This window comes from Aquimarina spongiae (genome assembly GCF_900141785.1).
Lineage (GTDB): Bacteria > Bacteroidota > Bacteroidia > Flavobacteriales > Flavobacteriaceae > Aquimarina > Aquimarina spongiae.
Window position 1 is genome coordinate 570,919 of sequence record NZ_FQYP01000001.1, and the last position, 17,391, is coordinate 588,309.

At 34.7% G+C, this 17,391-nt stretch carries 21 protein-coding genes; 9 read left to right on the plus strand and 12 right to left on the minus strand.

Annotated elements, in window-relative coordinates:
• Positions 1-11: 11 nt before the first annotated feature.
• Genes BUE24_RS02505 through BUE24_RS02515 form a run of 3 tightly spaced genes read right to left on the minus strand, consistent with a single transcriptional unit; the run spans position 12 to position 1,758 of the window.
• Positions 12-806: a PhzF family phenazine biosynthesis protein gene (locus tag BUE24_RS02505; protein ID WP_073313461.1), complete on the minus strand. Its 795-nt coding sequence runs from the start codon at positions 804-806 to the stop codon at positions 12-14.
• Positions 806-1,408, minus strand: a complete 603-nt coding sequence (locus BUE24_RS02510) for a short chain dehydrogenase (RefSeq protein ID WP_073313464.1) — start codon at positions 1,406-1,408, stop codon at positions 806-808. Before BUE24_RS02510 ends, BUE24_RS02505 begins: the two co-directional genes overlap by 1 nt.
• A gap of 41 nt (positions 1,409-1,449) precedes the next feature.
• Positions 1,450-1,758 carry an ArsR/SmtB family transcription factor gene (locus BUE24_RS02515; RefSeq protein ID WP_073313465.1) on the minus strand — a complete coding sequence of 103 codons (309 nt, stop codon included), beginning with the start codon at positions 1,756-1,758 and terminating at the stop codon, positions 1,450-1,452.
• Positions 1,759-2,018: 260 nt separating this feature from the next.
• Between BUE24_RS02515 and BUE24_RS02520 the strand changes: the two genes are divergently transcribed.
• On the plus strand, positions 2,019-3,233 hold the full coding sequence (locus BUE24_RS02520; protein WP_073313467.1) for a class I SAM-dependent rRNA methyltransferase: 1,215 nt from the start codon (positions 2,019-2,021) through the stop codon (positions 3,231-3,233).
• 58 nt (positions 3,234-3,291) lie between these two features.
• On the opposite strand, the gene BUE24_RS02525 is transcribed toward BUE24_RS02520, so the two are convergent.
• Both BUE24_RS02525 and BUE24_RS02530 read right to left on the minus strand, forming a co-directional pair.
• The gene (locus tag BUE24_RS02525) at positions 3,292-3,699 is read right to left on the minus strand and encodes a DUF2541 family protein (protein WP_073313470.1); all 408 of its coding nucleotides are present in this window, start codon (positions 3,697-3,699) and stop codon (positions 3,292-3,294) included.
• Between the two features lie 142 nt (positions 3,700-3,841).
• Complete coding sequence (locus BUE24_RS02530; RefSeq protein ID WP_073313473.1) at positions 3,842-4,675, minus strand: OmpA/MotB family protein; 834 nt, start codon at positions 4,673-4,675, stop codon at positions 3,842-3,844.
• Between the two features lie 337 nt (positions 4,676-5,012).
• Between BUE24_RS02530 and BUE24_RS02535 the strand changes: the two genes are divergently transcribed.
• Positions 5,013-5,993 carry a peptidoglycan DD-metalloendopeptidase family protein gene (locus tag BUE24_RS02535; protein WP_084549365.1) on the plus strand — a complete coding sequence of 327 codons (981 nt, stop codon included), beginning with the start codon at positions 5,013-5,015 and terminating at the stop codon, positions 5,991-5,993.
• A gap of 8 nt (positions 5,994-6,001) precedes the next feature.
• On the opposite strand, the gene BUE24_RS02540 is transcribed toward BUE24_RS02535, so the two are convergent.
• On the minus strand, positions 6,002-7,279 hold the full coding sequence (locus BUE24_RS02540) for a response regulator (protein ID WP_073313476.1): 1,278 nt from the start codon (positions 7,277-7,279) through the stop codon (positions 6,002-6,004).
• Between the two features lie 173 nt (positions 7,280-7,452).
• Between BUE24_RS02540 and BUE24_RS02545 the strand changes: the two genes are divergently transcribed.
• From BUE24_RS02545 to BUE24_RS02560, 4 genes are all read left to right on the plus strand, one after another.
• Positions 7,453-8,094 carry a hypothetical protein gene (locus BUE24_RS02545; protein WP_073314422.1) on the plus strand — a complete coding sequence of 214 codons (642 nt, stop codon included), beginning with the start codon at positions 7,453-7,455 and terminating at the stop codon, positions 8,092-8,094.
• A 145-nt stretch (positions 8,095-8,239) separates the two neighbouring features.
• Complete coding sequence (locus tag BUE24_RS02550) at positions 8,240-8,725, plus strand: RNA polymerase sigma factor (RefSeq protein ID WP_073313478.1); 486 nt, start codon at positions 8,240-8,242, stop codon at positions 8,723-8,725.
• Positions 8,726-8,731: 6 nt separating this feature from the next.
• The gene (locus BUE24_RS02555; protein WP_073313481.1) at positions 8,732-9,346 is read left to right on the plus strand and encodes a hypothetical protein; all 615 of its coding nucleotides are present in this window, start codon (positions 8,732-8,734) and stop codon (positions 9,344-9,346) included.
• A 56-nt stretch (positions 9,347-9,402) separates the two neighbouring features.
• Positions 9,403-9,786 (plus strand): hypothetical protein, encoded by a 384-nt coding sequence (locus BUE24_RS02560; protein WP_073313484.1) that lies wholly within the window; start codon positions 9,403-9,405, stop codon positions 9,784-9,786.
• A 15-nt stretch (positions 9,787-9,801) separates the two neighbouring features.
• Here BUE24_RS02560 and BUE24_RS02565 read toward each other — a convergent pair whose 3' ends face one another.
• Positions 9,802-10,131, minus strand: a complete 330-nt coding sequence (locus BUE24_RS02565) for an ArsR/SmtB family transcription factor (protein WP_073313506.1) — start codon at positions 10,129-10,131, stop codon at positions 9,802-9,804.
• Entirely contained in the window at positions 10,121-10,546 is a 426-nt protein-coding gene (locus tag BUE24_RS02570; RefSeq protein ID WP_073313508.1) for an SRPBCC family protein, read from the minus strand. The genes BUE24_RS02565 and BUE24_RS02570 overlap by 11 nt, the downstream gene beginning before the upstream one ends.
• A gap of 165 nt (positions 10,547-10,711) precedes the next feature.
• On the opposite strand from BUE24_RS02570, the gene BUE24_RS02575 reads away from it, so the two are divergent.
• Positions 10,712-11,560 carry a sterol desaturase family protein gene (locus BUE24_RS02575; RefSeq protein ID WP_073313510.1) on the plus strand — a complete coding sequence of 283 codons (849 nt, stop codon included), beginning with the start codon at positions 10,712-10,714 and terminating at the stop codon, positions 11,558-11,560.
• A 94-nt stretch (positions 11,561-11,654) separates the two neighbouring features.
• On the opposite strand, the gene BUE24_RS24335 is transcribed toward BUE24_RS02575, so the two are convergent.
• Complete coding sequence (locus BUE24_RS24335; RefSeq protein WP_280174012.1) at positions 11,655-11,786, minus strand: hypothetical protein; 132 nt, start codon at positions 11,784-11,786, stop codon at positions 11,655-11,657.
• Between the two features lie 803 nt (positions 11,787-12,589).
• Here BUE24_RS24335 and BUE24_RS02580 point away from each other — a divergent pair.
• Positions 12,590-13,246 (plus strand): class I SAM-dependent methyltransferase, encoded by a 657-nt coding sequence (locus BUE24_RS02580; RefSeq protein WP_073313511.1) that lies wholly within the window; start codon positions 12,590-12,592, stop codon positions 13,244-13,246.
• Positions 13,247-13,260: 14 nt separating this feature from the next.
• Here BUE24_RS02580 and BUE24_RS02585 read toward each other — a convergent pair whose 3' ends face one another.
• A complete protein-coding gene (locus BUE24_RS02585) occupies positions 13,261-14,148 on the minus strand; it encodes a winged helix-turn-helix domain-containing protein (RefSeq protein ID WP_170864533.1) in 888 nt (295 codons plus the stop codon).
• 136 nt (positions 14,149-14,284) lie between these two features.
• Between BUE24_RS02585 and BUE24_RS02590 the strand changes: the two genes are divergently transcribed.
• On the plus strand, positions 14,285-15,259 hold the full coding sequence (locus BUE24_RS02590) for a YceI family protein (protein WP_170864534.1): 975 nt from the start codon (positions 14,285-14,287) through the stop codon (positions 15,257-15,259).
• Here BUE24_RS02590 and BUE24_RS02595 read toward each other — a convergent pair.
• Together BUE24_RS02595 and BUE24_RS02600 are read right to left on the minus strand one after the other, a co-directional pair.
• Complete coding sequence (locus tag BUE24_RS02595; protein WP_073313516.1) at positions 15,246-15,644, minus strand: DUF779 domain-containing protein; 399 nt, start codon at positions 15,642-15,644, stop codon at positions 15,246-15,248. The two genes, BUE24_RS02590 and BUE24_RS02595, sit on opposite strands and share 14 nt — an antisense overlap.
• Positions 15,645-15,655: 11 nt before the next feature.
• Positions 15,656-17,179, minus strand: a complete 1,524-nt coding sequence (locus tag BUE24_RS02600; RefSeq protein WP_073313519.1) for an aldehyde dehydrogenase family protein — start codon at positions 17,177-17,179, stop codon at positions 15,656-15,658.
• Positions 17,180-17,391 lie beyond the last annotated feature (212 nt).

The window sequence follows — 17,391 nt, forward strand, 5'->3', positions numbered from 1 at the left end:
TATGATGTGTGTTATTTTGAATTCACTTCAAGCTCTCCTGTTAAATACGGTACAGCGTATCCGGTAAGGAATACACGGTCGTTTTCTAATCTACATTGCAATTCTCCTTTTCTGTCGGATAATTGAGTCGCTTTTAGCTCAGTTTTGTCAAGTATGTTAGCCCAATAAGGAACAAGCATCGTGTGTGCCGAACCGGTTACAGGATCCTCCAAAGGGATCTCCGGATTAGCATCAAATACTCTGGAAACAAAATCTGCTTGTTCTCCCTTTGCAGTAATAATGGTACACAAATAGGGGAGTCCCTTCAGTTTGAAAAGATCCGGAGTTACATTTTGTATTTCGGCTTCAGAAGAAGCGGTGATCATTAAATCTCTACCTGCAAAAGCTTTCAGGGGTGTTATATCAAATGCGTCATACACTTCTTTCGGGATATCAATTTCTTGTGGTGGGTTAGCTGGGAAATCTAAAGTGATACTTCCGTTTTCTTCTTTTTTTGCTTTCAGAATACCACTTTTTGATGAAAAAGTAACTTCATCAAGATGTGTGTCGATATGATTAAAGATAACATATGCCGCTGCCAGAGTTGCATGACCACAAAGGTCAATTTCTTCGTATGGCATAAACCAGCGTATTTCAAAATGATCTTCTTTTTTTACAAAATACCCGGTCTCCGCCAAATTATTTTCTTTGGCAATGTTTAATAGTGTTTCATCATCCAACCATTCTGGCAAATGACAAATTGCGGCTGGATTACCACCAAATAATGTTTTGGTAAAAGCGTCGATTTGATAGATAGGAATTTTCATTACTCGTAAATTTTTAAGATTTGACCTGTGCTGTTTGTTTCTATAGTTTTTTTGTATACTTCAATGACTTTCTGTATGTCTACAGGGTAGTAGCCCGCAAATTTTTGGTTTTCTGGAAAATCTCCGGCAATTGCACCGGGAGCTACAACATTAAGTCTAATATTATTTTTTAACTCGTTGGATGCCGATTGTACAAAGCTATGAATAGCCCCATTTACTAATGACAACGCGGTAGCTTTGGATTCATAGTGCTCTGCAAGGATTCCTGTGGTTAGTGTAATAGCTCCATTGTTGTTTAAATAATCCTGAGCAATACGAACCAAATTAACTTGCCCCATTAATTTACTTTTTATTCCGATATAATAATCTTCTTCAGTAAGGTCTGAAAAATGCTTCCAGGTTGCGGTTCCTGCTGCATTAATGACAATATCTAATTTAGGAAGTTTTTCAAATAGGTTTTTAATGGATTGGCTATCGGTTATATCAACAGGGAAGGAAGTGCTCTTGCGATGAGCTGCATATACTTCTTTGTATTGTTTTTTTAGCGAATGATAAATTTCTTTTCCTATAGTGCCTGTGGCACCAATTACTAATATATTCATAATTATATATTTAATTTTATAAATATGTTGTTGTAAATTTTTTATAATTCTCGTAAAGAATTCAAATACTCAGCTATCATCTTCTCGTTTCTTTTGAAGTAGGTCCATTTTCCATGCCTGGTGGTTATCAACAAACCAGCTTTATGCATTCCTGATAAATAATGAGAGATAGTTGGCTGAGATAAACCAGACTTATCCTGAATGTACTGCCCACAAACACCATCATCAAAATGTCCTAATTCCTGATGAGGAGGAAAATTAGCTTCAGGATCTTTTAACCACCTCAAAATATCCAATCGAGTAGGGTTAGATAGTGCCTTGTTGATCTCTAGTATTTTACTGTTATCCATGGGTCAAATATACATATTTAATTTTATAAATATGTTAAAATTATTTTTTTTAGTTTTTGATGTAACGAAATTGGGATTGTTTCGTCTAGTAAGTAAAGGCTATTAAAGTTAGTATATACCTAAACCCTAGATAGTTTTAACGATACATCTGTAGAGCGCCTATCCTGATATTTCTTGGGATAGGTGCTTTCTTTTTATAGGATAAGAAACTTAATTTTATTGTATGATAGCTACCAAAATATTCTTATTCTTGCCAACGTATGAATATTACACCACAATTAGAGATCAAAAGGATAGCGATCAAACTTAAACCTGCTGTAGAGAAGAAGGTAAGGCAAGAGCATCCATGGGTTTTTGAAGATAGTATTGTAAAGCAGAATGTAGCTGGAGACCCTGGTGATCTGGCGATTATTTATGATCACAAAAAAAATAGTTTTCTGGCATGTGGTTTATATGATCCTTATTCTCCTATTCGTATAAAATTGCTTCAGTTTAAAAAATCTGCTCAGATCGATGGTGCTTGGTTTTCAGATAAAGTAAGAGCTGCCTTTGATACCCGTAAACCATTATTGGCTACCGATACCAATAGTTATCGATTACTTTTTGGCGAAAATGATGGATTACCGGGGTTTATTGCAGATGTTTATGATCGGGTTTTGGTTATCAAATTGTATTCCCATATATGGTTTCCTTATCTCAATTGGATCATTCCAGAGTTGATTAAAGTTTCTGGAGCTCAAACAGCGGTAATGCGATTCAATCGATTGATTCAATCCAAAGGAGAAACTTATGGATTGCATGATGGTCAGGTTATCTATGGGGATCTGGAAAACGAGGTGGTTGTATTTAGGGAACATGGGGTACTTTTTTCTGCAAACGTGATTAAAGGGCACAAAACTGGATACTTTTTGGACCATCGACATAATAGAAAACGTGTAGGGGAGCTTTCAAAGGGAAAAACCGTGCTAGACGTTTTTTCGTATGCTGGTGGTTTTTCGGTTCATGCATTAAGTCAAGGAGCTAAAAGTGTTACTAGTTTGGATATCAGCAAACATGCTTTGGAAATGGCTACAGAAAATGCATCTCTAAATATTCACGCCGGGATGCACAATATAGTTGTAGCGGATGCATTTGAAGGGTTACAAGATTTTATTAATCAGGGACAACAATTTGATATTGTAGTAATCGATCCTCCTTCTTTTGCCAAGAGAGAAAGCGAAATCAAAAGAGCAGAGAAAAGTTATGCAAAATTGGCTGCTTTGGGAGCCAAATTGGTAGCCCGTAATGGAATTTTGGTATTAGCCTCTTGTTCTTCAAGAGTAAAGGCTGTAGATTTTTTCAGGATTTCAGAAGAACAAATTACTGCTTCAGGGAAACCATTTAAAGTACTAGAGAAAACATTTCATGACGTAGATCATCCAATTACTTTTCCAGAAGGAGCTTATCTTAAATGTAGTTACTATCAAATACAATAAAAAAAACACCTGATATGCTACACATATACAGGTGTTTGTCATAAAGTTTAGTGATATTTTAATGTCTGCCAAAGACATGTACTTTTGCTCTCTTTTTCGATAAGTTTTTGGTGTCGTAAAAAAATGTAATATCTCTTATCACTCTTTTTCCTCCTTCTAAATCAATAAGTCGCGTAGCGCTCTTTCTTGAAAAATTGTATCGTAGCGGAATGATGTCTTTTTTACCGTTACCGTATTGAACGACCATTTTATGCATGTTTAAAGAACCTCCTGTTACCTTAACTTTTAGTTTGGTAAATCCTCCCTCTCTTGCGGTTACCTTGATCACATCTTTATCCAATCTATAATTTACCGTTCTTGATCCTAGGTGTTCCCAACGTACTATTTTTGTTGTAAAACTGCTACCAACAAATAGGATTACTAGTAGCGTAGCTATAACCGAACTTTTTGTAATTGCATTTTTCATAGTCTAAGTATTTGATTCAACATCTATTTGACTATGATGTGGTAAAAAGGTTTAAATCCGACTTGTTTTTTACGAATTGGGGTATAAAAAAAGGATAGCTATTAGTTAGCTATCCTTTAGTATGTCAATAGTTAGTGTGTGTCTAGTTAGCAGATAATAATGCAAAGAATTTATCCATATTCGGTAAAAGAACGATTCTGGTACGTCGGTTGATGGCCATATTTTCCTCAGTATCATTTTCTACGATAGGCTTGTAACTACTTCTTCCTGAAGCAATTAATTTTGATGGGTCTACATCATAGCTGGTCTGTAATTTTCTTACAATAGAAGTTGCTCTTTTAACACTCAAATCCCAGTTATCCTGAAGTACTGCAGTGCTAATGGTTCTAGGATCTGTATGTCCTTCTACCATAACTTCTAAGCTAGGTTCAGAATTGATAACGTCTGCAAGTTTTTGTAAAATACCGTCTGCCTTGTTACTCACTCTGAAACTTCCGCTATTGAATAACATTTTGTCAGAGATAGAAATCATTACTACCGTATTGTCAATATCGATAGAAATATCTTCATCTTCTTTTAAATTGTCATCAAGTGAATTTTTAAGATTGTAAGAAACTGCCAAGTTCATAGAATCTTTTAGGGAAGTAGCTCCTTGAAGTTTTTGAGCATCCACTTTGCTTAATGTTTGCTTCATTTTTTCTTTGGTAACATTAGATATCATTGCAATATCATCTACCATCACCATTTTTTCATCGTTAGACTCTCTTAACGAGTTGATTTTGGAATTGTAATCTGCTACTCTGGCTTCGATTTTTGCAAACTTTTCCTCCAATTCCTCTTTTTCCACGACAGTCTTTTGCAAAGAGCTACGGGTGTCTTGTAACTCTTGTTCTAAAGCCACATACTTTTTCTTTGATACGCAGGAGGTTAACAATAAAGCTCCTGAGAAAACGATTAATGTGAATGATTTTTTCATGGTTATTTAATTAATATTTTATGCTTTTTTAACTGGTTCAACTCATATTTATTGCTCCTACGATTACTAATTTTTTCACATCAATTTCTTAAAAAGTGTTAATAAATACCCTTAAAAATGTAGTCCCGTAATTCTTTTATGGTTGCAGAGTATTTTTGGATTTATTTAAAATTTTGATTTTCAAAAGAGTAATAAGAATGACGAAAAAATGAAAGAATTTAATTCTATTTTAAATTATCCTTATATTGCAACGTTGTATTATTTTTACGGTCATTTGTTGTAAAAGATACCTCATAGCCCAGATTTACCTATAAACTAGAAAAAAGAAGTAACATTAATGTTTATAATTAATAATAGGCGAGTATCTTATTATATTCTAACCGTGTCCATAACTCTGTTATCCTTACAGGGTCTATACAGTCAGCAAGAAATTCATAGTATAAAATACAAACCGCTAGCCAGTAACGGTAAGATCATCTATTTACCGATAGTTCCAGAACATAAAGTGATCACTGCAGATAGTATCTCAAATCATATTGAAGATGACCTTGCATATAATGTATATGAAGATCATTGGGATAATGTTCGTTTTAATCCTTATGGTAATGAACTTCTGGATTTCCCATTGGAACTTCATTTTAAGGATGAAAATTTTGCCGCCCCGGTTAATCGTAAGATGGTAGTAACCTCTAGATATGGTTGGCGAAGAGGTAGGCCTCATAGAGGTATTGATATTGACTTAGTGGTTGGAGATAGTGTAAATACGATCCTTGATGGTAAGATACGCTATATAGGATATCACGGGGGACATGGAAAAACTGTGGTAGTAAGACACAATAATGGATTAGAAACAGTATATGCACATTTATCGAAGTATTTGGTAGAAGAGAATCAAGAAGTTAAAAAAGGTCAGGCAATTGGTATTGGCGGTATCACTGGAAATTCTAGGGGAAGTCATTTGCATTTGGAAGTTAAATATCGTGGAAAAGCCATACACCCGGAATATGTCTTTGATTTTTCTCCAGACACCAAGGTACGAGCCGAAACCGTTTTTATAACACGCAAATGGGCAGTAGCTCGATATCATAGATCTACTAGAAAGAGTAATATCGACTTAATTACTTCATTAGAAGGTTTGGACAAATTTAAAGAAGACCAAAAGAAAGTGTATACCGTCAAAAAAGGAGATACACTCTACGCCATAGCCAATAGACACGGCTTACCACTTTCAGAAATTTGTAAAATGAATGCTATAAGGCGTAATTCTGTGCTTAAAATTGGACAGCAAATTATTTTGGTAAACAGCGAGGTGCAATAAGTTGCATGTTATGAAGGACTGGTATCCTTCAAGTGTTTGTCTATAATTTCTAACAACTGTCCTTTACTGTAAGGTTTCAGAATATAATCATTCAATCCAGCATGTAAGATCTGTCGATTCAACTGGGTAACATCAACGGCAGTAAGCGCAATGATTGGTGTTTTGGGATCGAATTCTCTAATTCGTTTTGTAGTGCCAATCCCATTAAGTTTTGGCATGTTGATATCCATTAGGATTACATCATAGGTATTATTTTTTGCCAGTTCGATAGCGTCAAAACCATTATCTATAGTGGTGCAATTAAAATTCTCTTTGGAAAGCATTTTGTCTGCAACCAGGAGATTAAGTTTATTATCATCTACCACCAAAGCTCTTACTTGTTCTGGTATAGTTGACGTTTCTTCGTCTTTAGAGGCCATACTTGAAGTAGCAGGCTGTTCAGCGGTCTTCTCAGTCTGATGTATAGGTAGGTTAACCACAAAAGCATATTCTGAACCTATCTTCGCGTTATTTTCTTTGATCACTTCACCGTTCAGTAAATTGGCCAATTTATTTACGATTCTTGAATTTAATCCAGTGCCTAGATAAGAGGTTTTGGCCTGATCGATGTTCATAAATTCCTTATAAATAGATTTTTGATCTTCTTTTGAAATTTCAAACCCGTTATGATGTACTTTAAACGATATGGTATAGGTGTTTTCCTGATTTTTAATCAGATCCACCGAAAAGTGAACACTACCGTTTTCTGTAAATCGTAGCGCATTACTTAAAAGATTCATAAGTATTTGAGTTAACACGGTAGGATCACCAACTACCTGATTCTGGATCTCAGGATCAAAATGATATTCTAACTTATTATCACTATTCTCTGTAGCATAACTAAATGAATGAATCAAGTTTTGTGTGATTTCCTTTACATCAAAAATAGTATTCTGAAGTTCAATTTCTTCTGCATCCATATAATTGATATGCAGTACGTTATTAATCAGCATTAGTAAATAGTTACTACTAAATTTTAAAGACTTTATTTTTTTATTGTCCTTTAGTTTGGGGTTTTCCTCTTCTATAAGATGGGTAAGCCCCATGATACCATATAATGGGACTCTTAACTCCTGACTTAGCAATGAAATGTAACTTTGTTGCGCCTCATACTGCTTTTGCGTTTGTTCTTGCAACTGCAGTAATTCTTTGTTTTTATTCCCAAGAGTTCTCTTTACTTTAATACATTGCACAAGTAAATAGGCGATGACAACAAGCAGAATTCCACCGATTACGTAGTAAGTCATTGTTATTTGTTTAGTATAACTAAAATAAGATATATAAGGTTTATCTTACAAATTTGAAATGGGTTTTTTATAAAAAGGCAAGAAAATTGTAAGTTTTGCAACGAATTAACAGACTTAAGGTTTATAATAAGTATATTTACTTTAAAAGGTTGTAATGCATTATGGATATGAAAATGAAATTCTTTTTTCTTTTGCTTCTTGGAATAGGCATTCATGTTAATGCCCAGATAGAGAAGACTTCAGGCTTACGTATTGATCAAGGAGATTTAAATACAGATAAATACCGTTTATCGACAGCCAAACCTAATGCAAATCCCAATAATAGATTCACGCTCTCCAAAAAGCCAGAAGACGGTTCTGATATCAGGCAAAAAAAACAAACCTTTAGCATGAATACCAATAATAACCTGCTAGCACCTCAGGCAGAGGATACTCCCAAATGGTTTGGAAAAGATAAAGATATCAAGGACGAGTATAAAAGTGATCAATATTTAGGAGATTTCAGAAACAATGGAAAATTTGTAAGTCTCGTATATAGAGATCATGAACAAGTAGATGGAGACATCGTTCGGATTTTTGTAAACGACGATGTTATTGCTCCACGAGTATTTTTAACTGCCAATTTCCGAGGAATTAAAATTAATTTAATCAAAGGGTTTAATAAAATAGACATACAAGCTTTAAATCAGGGAGAATCAGGACCTAATACAGCTCAGTTTCAGTTGTACGATGAATTGGGTAATTTAATCACCGGTAATGAATGGAATCTTACTACTGGTGTAAAAGCTTCATTGATTGTAGTGAAAGATCAATAAGAGATAAAATCAATAATATCAAAAGAAAAGAGCATAGTATTATGCTCTTTTTTTATGCCTTCTTTTCAACTTTTCATTATTTTTTTGATGGTATTTGTGATTTTTTAAAAGGATACTGTACTAATAGTATAAATAAGAGCTCAAAATGCAAAAAGAGAGTGAATTTACTCAGATTGTTAAAGAACATGAAGGAGTAATCTATAAGATTACTTCCATATATACCGATACTCATGAGGACAAGAAAGATTTATATCAGGAAATTGTGTATCAATTATGGAAAGCATATGATAGCTACAGAGGAGAGGCCAAAATTAGTACTTGGATGTATCGCGTAGCCTTAAATACAGCAATTACCAGATTCAAAAAAGAAAAAAAACGTGGTATTCAAATACCGATGGATTCCCTGGTCAAACGTAAAACAGAACCTTATGATGAAGTATTTGAAGAACGATTACAAGTAGTATACTCACACATAAAAAGACTTAATGAACTAGAAAAAGGATTAATGCTTTTGTTGTTGGAAGGTAAAAAATATGAAGAAATAGCATTAATTACAGGATTGTCCCTAACCAATGTAGGGACTAGAATTTCCCGAATCAAACAAAAACTGAAAACACAGATCATAAAATAAAGAAGTATGGAACTAGAAGAAATGCAGACTGTTTGGTCTAAACTTAGCGACCAGTTGGAAACGCAAAAAAAATTAACCAATAAAATGATCATTATGATGACTAAAGAAAAATATAGAAGTAAAATCAACAAAATTGCTATTCCGGAAATTTTGGGAACAGTAATTTGTTACGGAACGATTGTGTTGATATTAGCCAATTTCAGCAGACTGGATAATTGGTACAACATGTTATCTGGATTGATATCTATGACGATTCTTTTAATCTTGCCGGTTTTGTCTTTACGATCTATTCATAGAATGAAGCGCATAGATATCGCAAAAAATAGTTATCAACAAACTCTCTTGTCTTATACAAGGGCGAAGAAAAGATTTAAAACCGTGGCTAAATGGGGGTATTATTTGAGTTTTGTTCTAATGTTTGCCATTCTTCCCGTAAGTGCTAAAGTTTTGAATAACAAAGATCTGATAGCCGATTCCAAATCTGTATGGCCATTCGTAGTAGCAATTCCATTAGCAATCGTCTTTGTTATCTTTTTTGCAAAGTGGGTAATGAGATCTTATAACAGCAGTATTAATGCGGCAGAAAACTTGATCAAAGAAATAAGTGAAGTCGATGAATAGTTGTTACACTCTATCTTTTTTGCGTATCTTGTTTCTAGAAAACAAAGTCACGCTGCATGAATAAAGAAAATGCGATTAAAGAATACAATCTTGAAGTTGGAAAAGTGACTTTTTATGACAATTACTTAATCATTGAGGTGGCAGAAGGAGTCTCTTTTGATTATCAAAAAGCCAAAGAACTCTCTAGGCTAACTAATCTACATTTTGAGGGTCGTCCTTTTGGATATATATCGCACAGAATCAATTCGTATTCTATAGAAGCTACGGATTACACCAAAATAAAAGAAGTGTTCCCTAATCTAGAAGCATTTGCTGTAGTGGTTTTTAATCGAGTTCAAGAATCCAGTGTTCGAATAGAAAATATGTTCTTCGAAGATGGAATCATGACATTTGATGATCTTATTACCGCAGAAGCCTGGATTAGAGAACAACTCTCTTAAAAATGGAATCTGTTTTTACTGCTCGTTTTTGGTGTCCAGATAATTACCAAGATCGGTGATGGCATTATCCCAGAACTGTTCATAAAAATGTAACCATTGATTGATTTCTTTCAGCGGATTAGCATTTGCATAACAAAACCGTTCTCTTCCTTGGGTGTCGATATGTACCAACCCCGCTGTTTCTAGAGTTTTGAGATGTTTTGTAACTCCTTGTCGACTCATATCAAACTGACTAGAAATTTGTGTAATCGGTAATGCTGTAGCAGCCACTACCAAAGCATGAAAAATTTCTCGTCGAGTAGGGTCTGAAACCGCTTTCAATATCTTAGTGATCTTATCCTGCATGTACTTCTTGAATTAGATATTTTTCTAGTTCGCTAACACAGTTCGTCCAACCACCGTCAAAACTACTAAACATCTTTACTGCGGTATCTCCTGGATAATTTGATATTCCAGAGTGTTTGAGGTATAATTTGGTTCCGCTATCAGTAGTTTCTAATTGCCATTTTACCAGGGTTTCTACTTCGGTGTCTTGCACTACCCAAGTGTATACCAGGGTATAAGGATCAGCCTCTTTCACAACACCAGAGATTTGAGTACAATCTTCTCCAGAAGAGTAGAAGGTGTATTGATATCCTGCCTCAGCTTTAAAATCTGCTTTAATGAACCAAGTGGATATTTCCTCGGTCTTGGTAATAGCATTCCATACCTTATCTATGGTATGAGTAAAAGTGTGTTCTTTGATGATGAAATCTTTCATTATAATTTGATTTTAATTACAAACGCAACTATACGGTTGCAAATATAAATCAACTTGCATAAAATGCAACTTTTTGGTTGCTTTTTAACATAAAACATGTGATTTTAGAACTATAATGTTGATTAAAGTTTTGTCAAATCCGGAAAAATAGAATATTTTGTGCCTATGGAAGAGATTATAAATTATTTTGAAACTATTCCCTCGTCGCACCGAAGCCTAATATTGGTAGGAGGGATCGCCTTTTTTTGGTTGATAGAATATGCAGCACCATTGTTTAAATTTAATTACAAAAAGTTTAAACATGCCTGGCCCAATATTTTCTTTACGCTAACCACTATTTTGGTCAATTTTTTCTTGGCTTTTATTTTATTAAAGACCAGTGATTGGACTGTAAAAAATCAATTTGGCATATTGCAATGGTTACAATTGCCTTTGTGGGCAACTATTTTGCTGGGTGTAGCATTATTAGATTTGATAGGAGCGTGGTTGGCACATTATGTACAACACATGATCAAACCACTTTGGATGTTTCATTTGATACACCATACTGATAATCATGTAGATACTACCACCGCAAATAGACACCATCCGGGTGAAAGCCTGATCCGTTTTATATTTACCACTTTAGGAGTATTTATCGTTGGTGCACCAGTAGGGATTATTATGTTGTATCAATCCATATCGGTAGTGTTGTCTCAGTTTAATCATGCCAATATATCCTTACCCAAAAAATTGGATGATGTAATAAGTTGGATTATTGTATCACCTGATATGCATAAGGTACATCATCATTACGTACTGCCCTATACAGATACTAATTACGGTAACATTTTCTCAATTTGGGATAGAGTATTCGGTACTTTTGCCAAAATTCGTAATGAAGATTTGGTATACGGTGTAGATACGTATCCTGATGTAGATTCTAATGCTAAAATTGGGAAGTTATTGAAACTTCCTTTTGAAGGATACAGAGCACCTGTAGGGGCAAAGTTTGAAGCAGACAAAACAGAGTAATATTGAAGGTGTTAACTGTCGAGCATAAAAAAAGCTGAATGTTTTTATAGCATTCAGCTTTTTTAATAACTAACTAACTAAACTCAACTTACTTTTATACATATAATTTGATTCGTTTTTGCATCACATATTCGTATGCATACTCATTCGATGTCTGATCTAAAATAGTCTTGGGGTTTCTAACCGCAATACTTATTTTCTTTCTTATATTTCTTAATGTCTTCATGGCAGATTTTTTTGATTGTTGTTGAAATAATTACCTATACCTTCTTTTAGCATTCCAGATGTATCCTTTGGTTGCTGGTAATTTCTTACTGATTTGATTGTTATCTAAAGTTCTCATGATGTATATATTTTGATTGATTGATGAATAATTGTTTTTTGATGATGATTATCTATATCTTCTTTTTGTATTCCAGATATATCCTTTTGTTGTTGGTAATTTCTTACTAATTTGATTGTTGTCTAAAGTTCTCATGATGTATATATTTTGATTGATTGATGAATGATTGTTTTTTGATGATGATTATCTATATCTTCTTTTTGTATTCCAGATATATCCTTTTGTTGTTGGTAATTTCTTGCTGATTTGATTGTTGTCTAAAGTTCTCATGTTATGATGGTTTTTTGATTGATAAATATTTTTGATGATGATTATCTGTATCTTCTTTTCGTATTCCAGATATATCCTCTTGTTGCTGATAATTTCTTGCTAATTTGATTGTTGTCTAAAGTTCTCATGTTGTACTGTTTTATGATTGTTGTTTACCTATAAGACAACGAAACTTAGATTTTGTTACAGTACTATGCATAAAAAGGTACTATTTTAACATTAATTAACAATTTTTGGGTGAAATTCCCCGAAAATAGGGGAGTAAGAGGCTTTTAAAAGTTTGTAGTAAGTGTTGTCCTTTGTATATATTGGAACATAGTTAGCATGATAAACACAAACTTTTCATAAAGTATATACAAGCAAAACGATTAAATGTTACATTTTAGAAAGCAAAACTTTTGTTATAAAATAAGTATATGAAAAATTGGAGATATGGAATACTGCTTTTGTTCTTTATGACTTTAGGAAATTTCTGTTTTGCTCAATATAAAGAGTCTGATTGGGCAAAAAGAGATACTTGGATGAAGGTAAATGAATTGATGAAATTGGCTCAAGTAGATCAGGGAAGTGCTGTAGCAGATATAGGGTGTCATGAAGGATATTTATCCATTCGTCTTGCAAACGAAGTCGGAAATTTGGGTAAAGTATATGCCGTAGATGTTCGACAAGACCGATTAGATCGATTAGATGAACATCTTAAAGACAGAAAATTGACACACGTTCAAACGGTTTTGGGGGATTATAACAACCCAAAATTGCCATTGGGACAACTAGATAGCGTAATCATTATGGATACCTATCATGAAATGGAATCTTATATGACAATCCTAGAGCATGTAAAAAAAGCACTGAAACCAGGAGGACATATTCTTATTCTTGAGAAATTGAAGAAACATATGCGCGATAAGTCTAGAGACGAACAAACAGATGCGCATACCTTATCATCGCAATATGTAAAAGCTGAACTAGAAGAAGCCGGCTTCACGATTTCAGAAGAAATAGCCAATTTTGGGAACTGGAAAAATGAAAAGGATAAACAGATGTGGATTCTTGTCGCTACATTACCAGAGTAGTTAGATGGAGTTATTTATATTTCCATTTTATAACCTACACCATGAATGTTGGTGATTTTGATAGAAGTATCTCCATTCAATTTTTTCCTTAGTTTTGAAATAAACATATCCAAACTACGTCCAACAATGACCCCTTGATCTTCCCACACCAATTTGATCAGTAGTTCTCTTTTGATAATTTGATTAGGGGTATCTGCAAAAATCTTAAGCAGTTCCGCTTCTTTGGTAGTAAGTTTGGTAACCTCATTATTGTATTTGAGTAGTTGTTGATCATAGAAAAAAGAAGTGTTACCTAATTGAAGCTTTCTTTGAGTATCCTTCTTTTTATCTAAAATCGTATACTTTATCCCTAGTAGTATGGCAAATAGTAACCCTATACCAATTAGTATCCATAATACAGGTGTACTATTTGCATCTGCATTATTTGGAGAAACTAGTTGTGCTTTGGGAAAGATAACCCGAATTTCATAACAATTCTTGGGTATTTTACGACCTATACACGGAACTATATTCTGTTCCTGCACGCCACTGATCTGATAACTGTATACAACTTCAGAAGAACGGCATTCGATAACCTCGATGATGTGATCTTTCCAAACTGCTGAATTCGAGATTAACCGTTTTGACTTTTCGGTTAACACATCGGGATCTATAAAAAGATTTTCTTGAAAAGATAAGCGATATTCCTGATCATTGATTTTTGTAATTGGCAGTATTCTGGATACTGAGTCTTGATTTGACAAGAGTAACTCATTACCTAATTGTCGTAAACTAATTTTAATCTTCTCTGGGATATACTGATTTTCTTCTTGTGCATGATTGATCAATATTCCTGCTAAAAAAAACAGGATAAAGATTAATCTTTTGATAATTAGTTTTTTATGAAATGTATAGAGCGTCAATGAATATGTTTTTACAATTTGGTTACACTTTTTTACAATTGATTTGAAAAGTATACACCTTTCCAATTTTATATTGAAAAGGCGTTCAAAATTCTCAATCAAATTATAATAAAAAATGAAACTAAACACAGAAAACATGAAGAATTTAAAAATAGCATTGTATACGATAATTATCGCTGTATTGATATCTGCATGTAAGAAAAGCAGTACTATTAATTCATACATTACTACCACATCTGGTCTTCAATATATGATCCTTAAACAAGGTATAGGAGCTTCTGTATCTTCTGGACAAGAAATTTTGATTCACGAATCTACAAGATATCAGAATGACTCGTTAGTCTTTTCCTCAAGGGATAATGGAGAGCCCTTAAAAATTTTGGTAGGAGGTAATCAGGTAATAAAAGGTCTTGATGAAGGCGTAGTAGGCATGAAAGTAGGAGAGGTTCGTAAACTTATTGTACCTCCAGCTTTAAGCAAAAGGACTGATGAAGTTCGTTTCCCGCATCCAGATTCAACATTGGTGTATGAGGTGGAGTTGATCGATATTGTACAAAAACAATCCATACTTCCCGAAAAAGGCCAAGTTGTACCCGTTGATACCTTGGAAAGTAGTATTAAATGGACAGGCTTTTATGCATTAAAGCTGGATAAACATTTTGGAACGGTAAAACTCAAAAAAGGGAATTGGGTGATGCACGAAGGAATGATCACCGGGGGAGAGTTCCTAATGGATATGGAAACGATTACCAACACCGATGGGAAATACAATGAAATGCTTGTAGATCATTTAAAAAATGAAGATTTCTTTGAGACTTCGGTATACCCGTTATCAAAATTGAAAATCAATCGGATTGATTATTCGTTGCATCCAAAATTTAACATTGAAGCAGAGCTGACCATAAAAGGAATCACACAACCTATAGAATTTACCGGAGAATTTAATGTCATAAAAGGACAAACCGTATTCACTTCCAAAATATCGATTAATCGAACACGCTGGAATATCAAATACGGTTCCGGAAGTTTTTATGATAATCTAGGAGATGATGTGATATCAGACACCATAGAATTTGATGTGATCATCTATGCCATCCCTAGGGGATGTTAATATCTTGATTCACTTCATTTCCTTTTTTGATGGGACTTAGCTGATTCATCTCTGTTTCATCATATATTCTTGATTTAATCACAAAACGAACACCAAGGGGGATTTCCAGAGAGAAACTAGCACCTCGGCCGGGAGCAACATCTACAGTAAGTTGTGTGTGTTTCCAATATTCAAACTGATCACTAGACATGTAAAAATCACAGTCATGGATAGTTCCCAGCCAAATGTCGGTTTCATTGATCAATAATTCACCCTTTTCAAAACACATCGGGGAGGAGCCATCGCAGCAACCTCCGCTTTGATGAAACATCAACTCCCCGTATTGTTTTTTCAGGGTATCTACTATGGCTATAGCAGCATCACTAATAAGAACCCTTTTTATCATTTTTTAATAGTTTAGAAAAAGCCTAATGCTTTTTTATCATAAGAAATCAACATATTCTTGGTTTGACGGTAGTGACTGAGCATCATTTTATGGTTCTCTCGCCCGATTCCAGATTTCTTATATCCTCCAAAAGGAGCATGTGCTGGATAATTATGATAACAATTTACCCAAACTCTACCGGCTTTTACTGCTCTGGATATTTGATAAGCCTGATGCATATCCCGTGTCCAAACACCTGCTCCAAGTCCATACAAAGTATCGTTGGCTATTTCTATGGCTTCAGCCTCGTTTTTAAACGTAGTTACACAAGCTACCGGACCGAATATTTCTTCCTGGAAAACGCGCATTTTATTGTTTCCTTTAAGTAAGGTCGGTTGTACGTAGTATCCTTTTTCAAGTCCTTCAATATATGCTTCCTCACCTCCGGTTAGTACTTCACAACCTTCGTCTTTACCAATATTGATGTAGTTGAGTATTTTTTCGAATTGATCATTAGACGCCTGAGCTCCCATCATGGTCTGAGGATCTAGCGGATGACCAAGTTTGATAGCTTCGGTACGCTCGATAACGCGCTCAATAAACTGATCATAAATATTTTCTTGTATTAGTATTCTGGACGGACAAGTGCATACTTCTCCTTGATTCAATGCGAACATTACTGCTCCTTCGATAGCTTTGTCAAAGAAATCATCATCAGCGTCCATAATGCTCTCAAAGAAAATGTTTGGAGATTTCCCACCCAATTCTAGGGTAACCGGTGTGATGTTCTTAGATGCATATTGCATAATTAATTGCCCAGTAGTGGTTTCTCCTGTAAAAGCAACTTTATTGATTCTAGGACTAGAGGCAAGAGGCTTACCTGCTTCTGGACCAAAACCATTTACCACGTTTAATACACCAGCAGGTAGGATACCTTCTATGAGTTCCATCAATATCATAATACCTACAGGAGTTTGTTCGGCAGGTTTCAAAACGATACAGTTACCCGCTGCGAGTGCAGGAGCAATTTTCCAGGTAGCCATCAGGATTGGAAAATTCCACGGAATGATTTGTCCAACCACACCCAAAGGTTCAGGAATATTAATGGATACAGTTTGATCATCTAATTCGCTGGCAGAACCTTCTTCGGCACGAATTACACCGGCAAAATACCTGAAGTGATCAACTGCTAGTGGCATATCCGCAGCCAGGGTTTCACGTACGGCTTTTCCGTTGTCCCAAGTCTCTGCCCGAGCAAGGGTTTCTAGATTTTCTTCGATTACATCAGCAATCTTTAAGAGACAATTACTTCTAAAGGTTGCAGACGAATTATTCCAGTTGGGTGCCGCTTGCCATGCAGCATCAATGGCAAGTTCGATATCTTCTGAGGTGGATCTGGCAATTTTGGTAAAACTGGTACCGTCTACTGGAGACACATTATCAAAGTATTGTCCTTTTACCGGTGCGGACCATTTACCATTGATGTAGTTGTCGTATTGGTCTTTAAAATTAGGCTTTTCTATCCTGCTTTTGGGGGATGCCTGAGAAATACTCATAGTTTTGATTTTAGAGTTGAAGATGAAGTAAGAAATGTGATATGTGTGATGTTTTGCCAAAAAAAGTGATGCTTCCTGACAAGAAAAGGTCTATGCTTAAATATACATTTTTTTAAATGATTTATGGTTAAGAATGCTGTTAATATTATGTCTTAATTAGGTTATGTAATTGTTTAGTTGAAGTTGATATTAATGAGTATTGTGTTAAAATA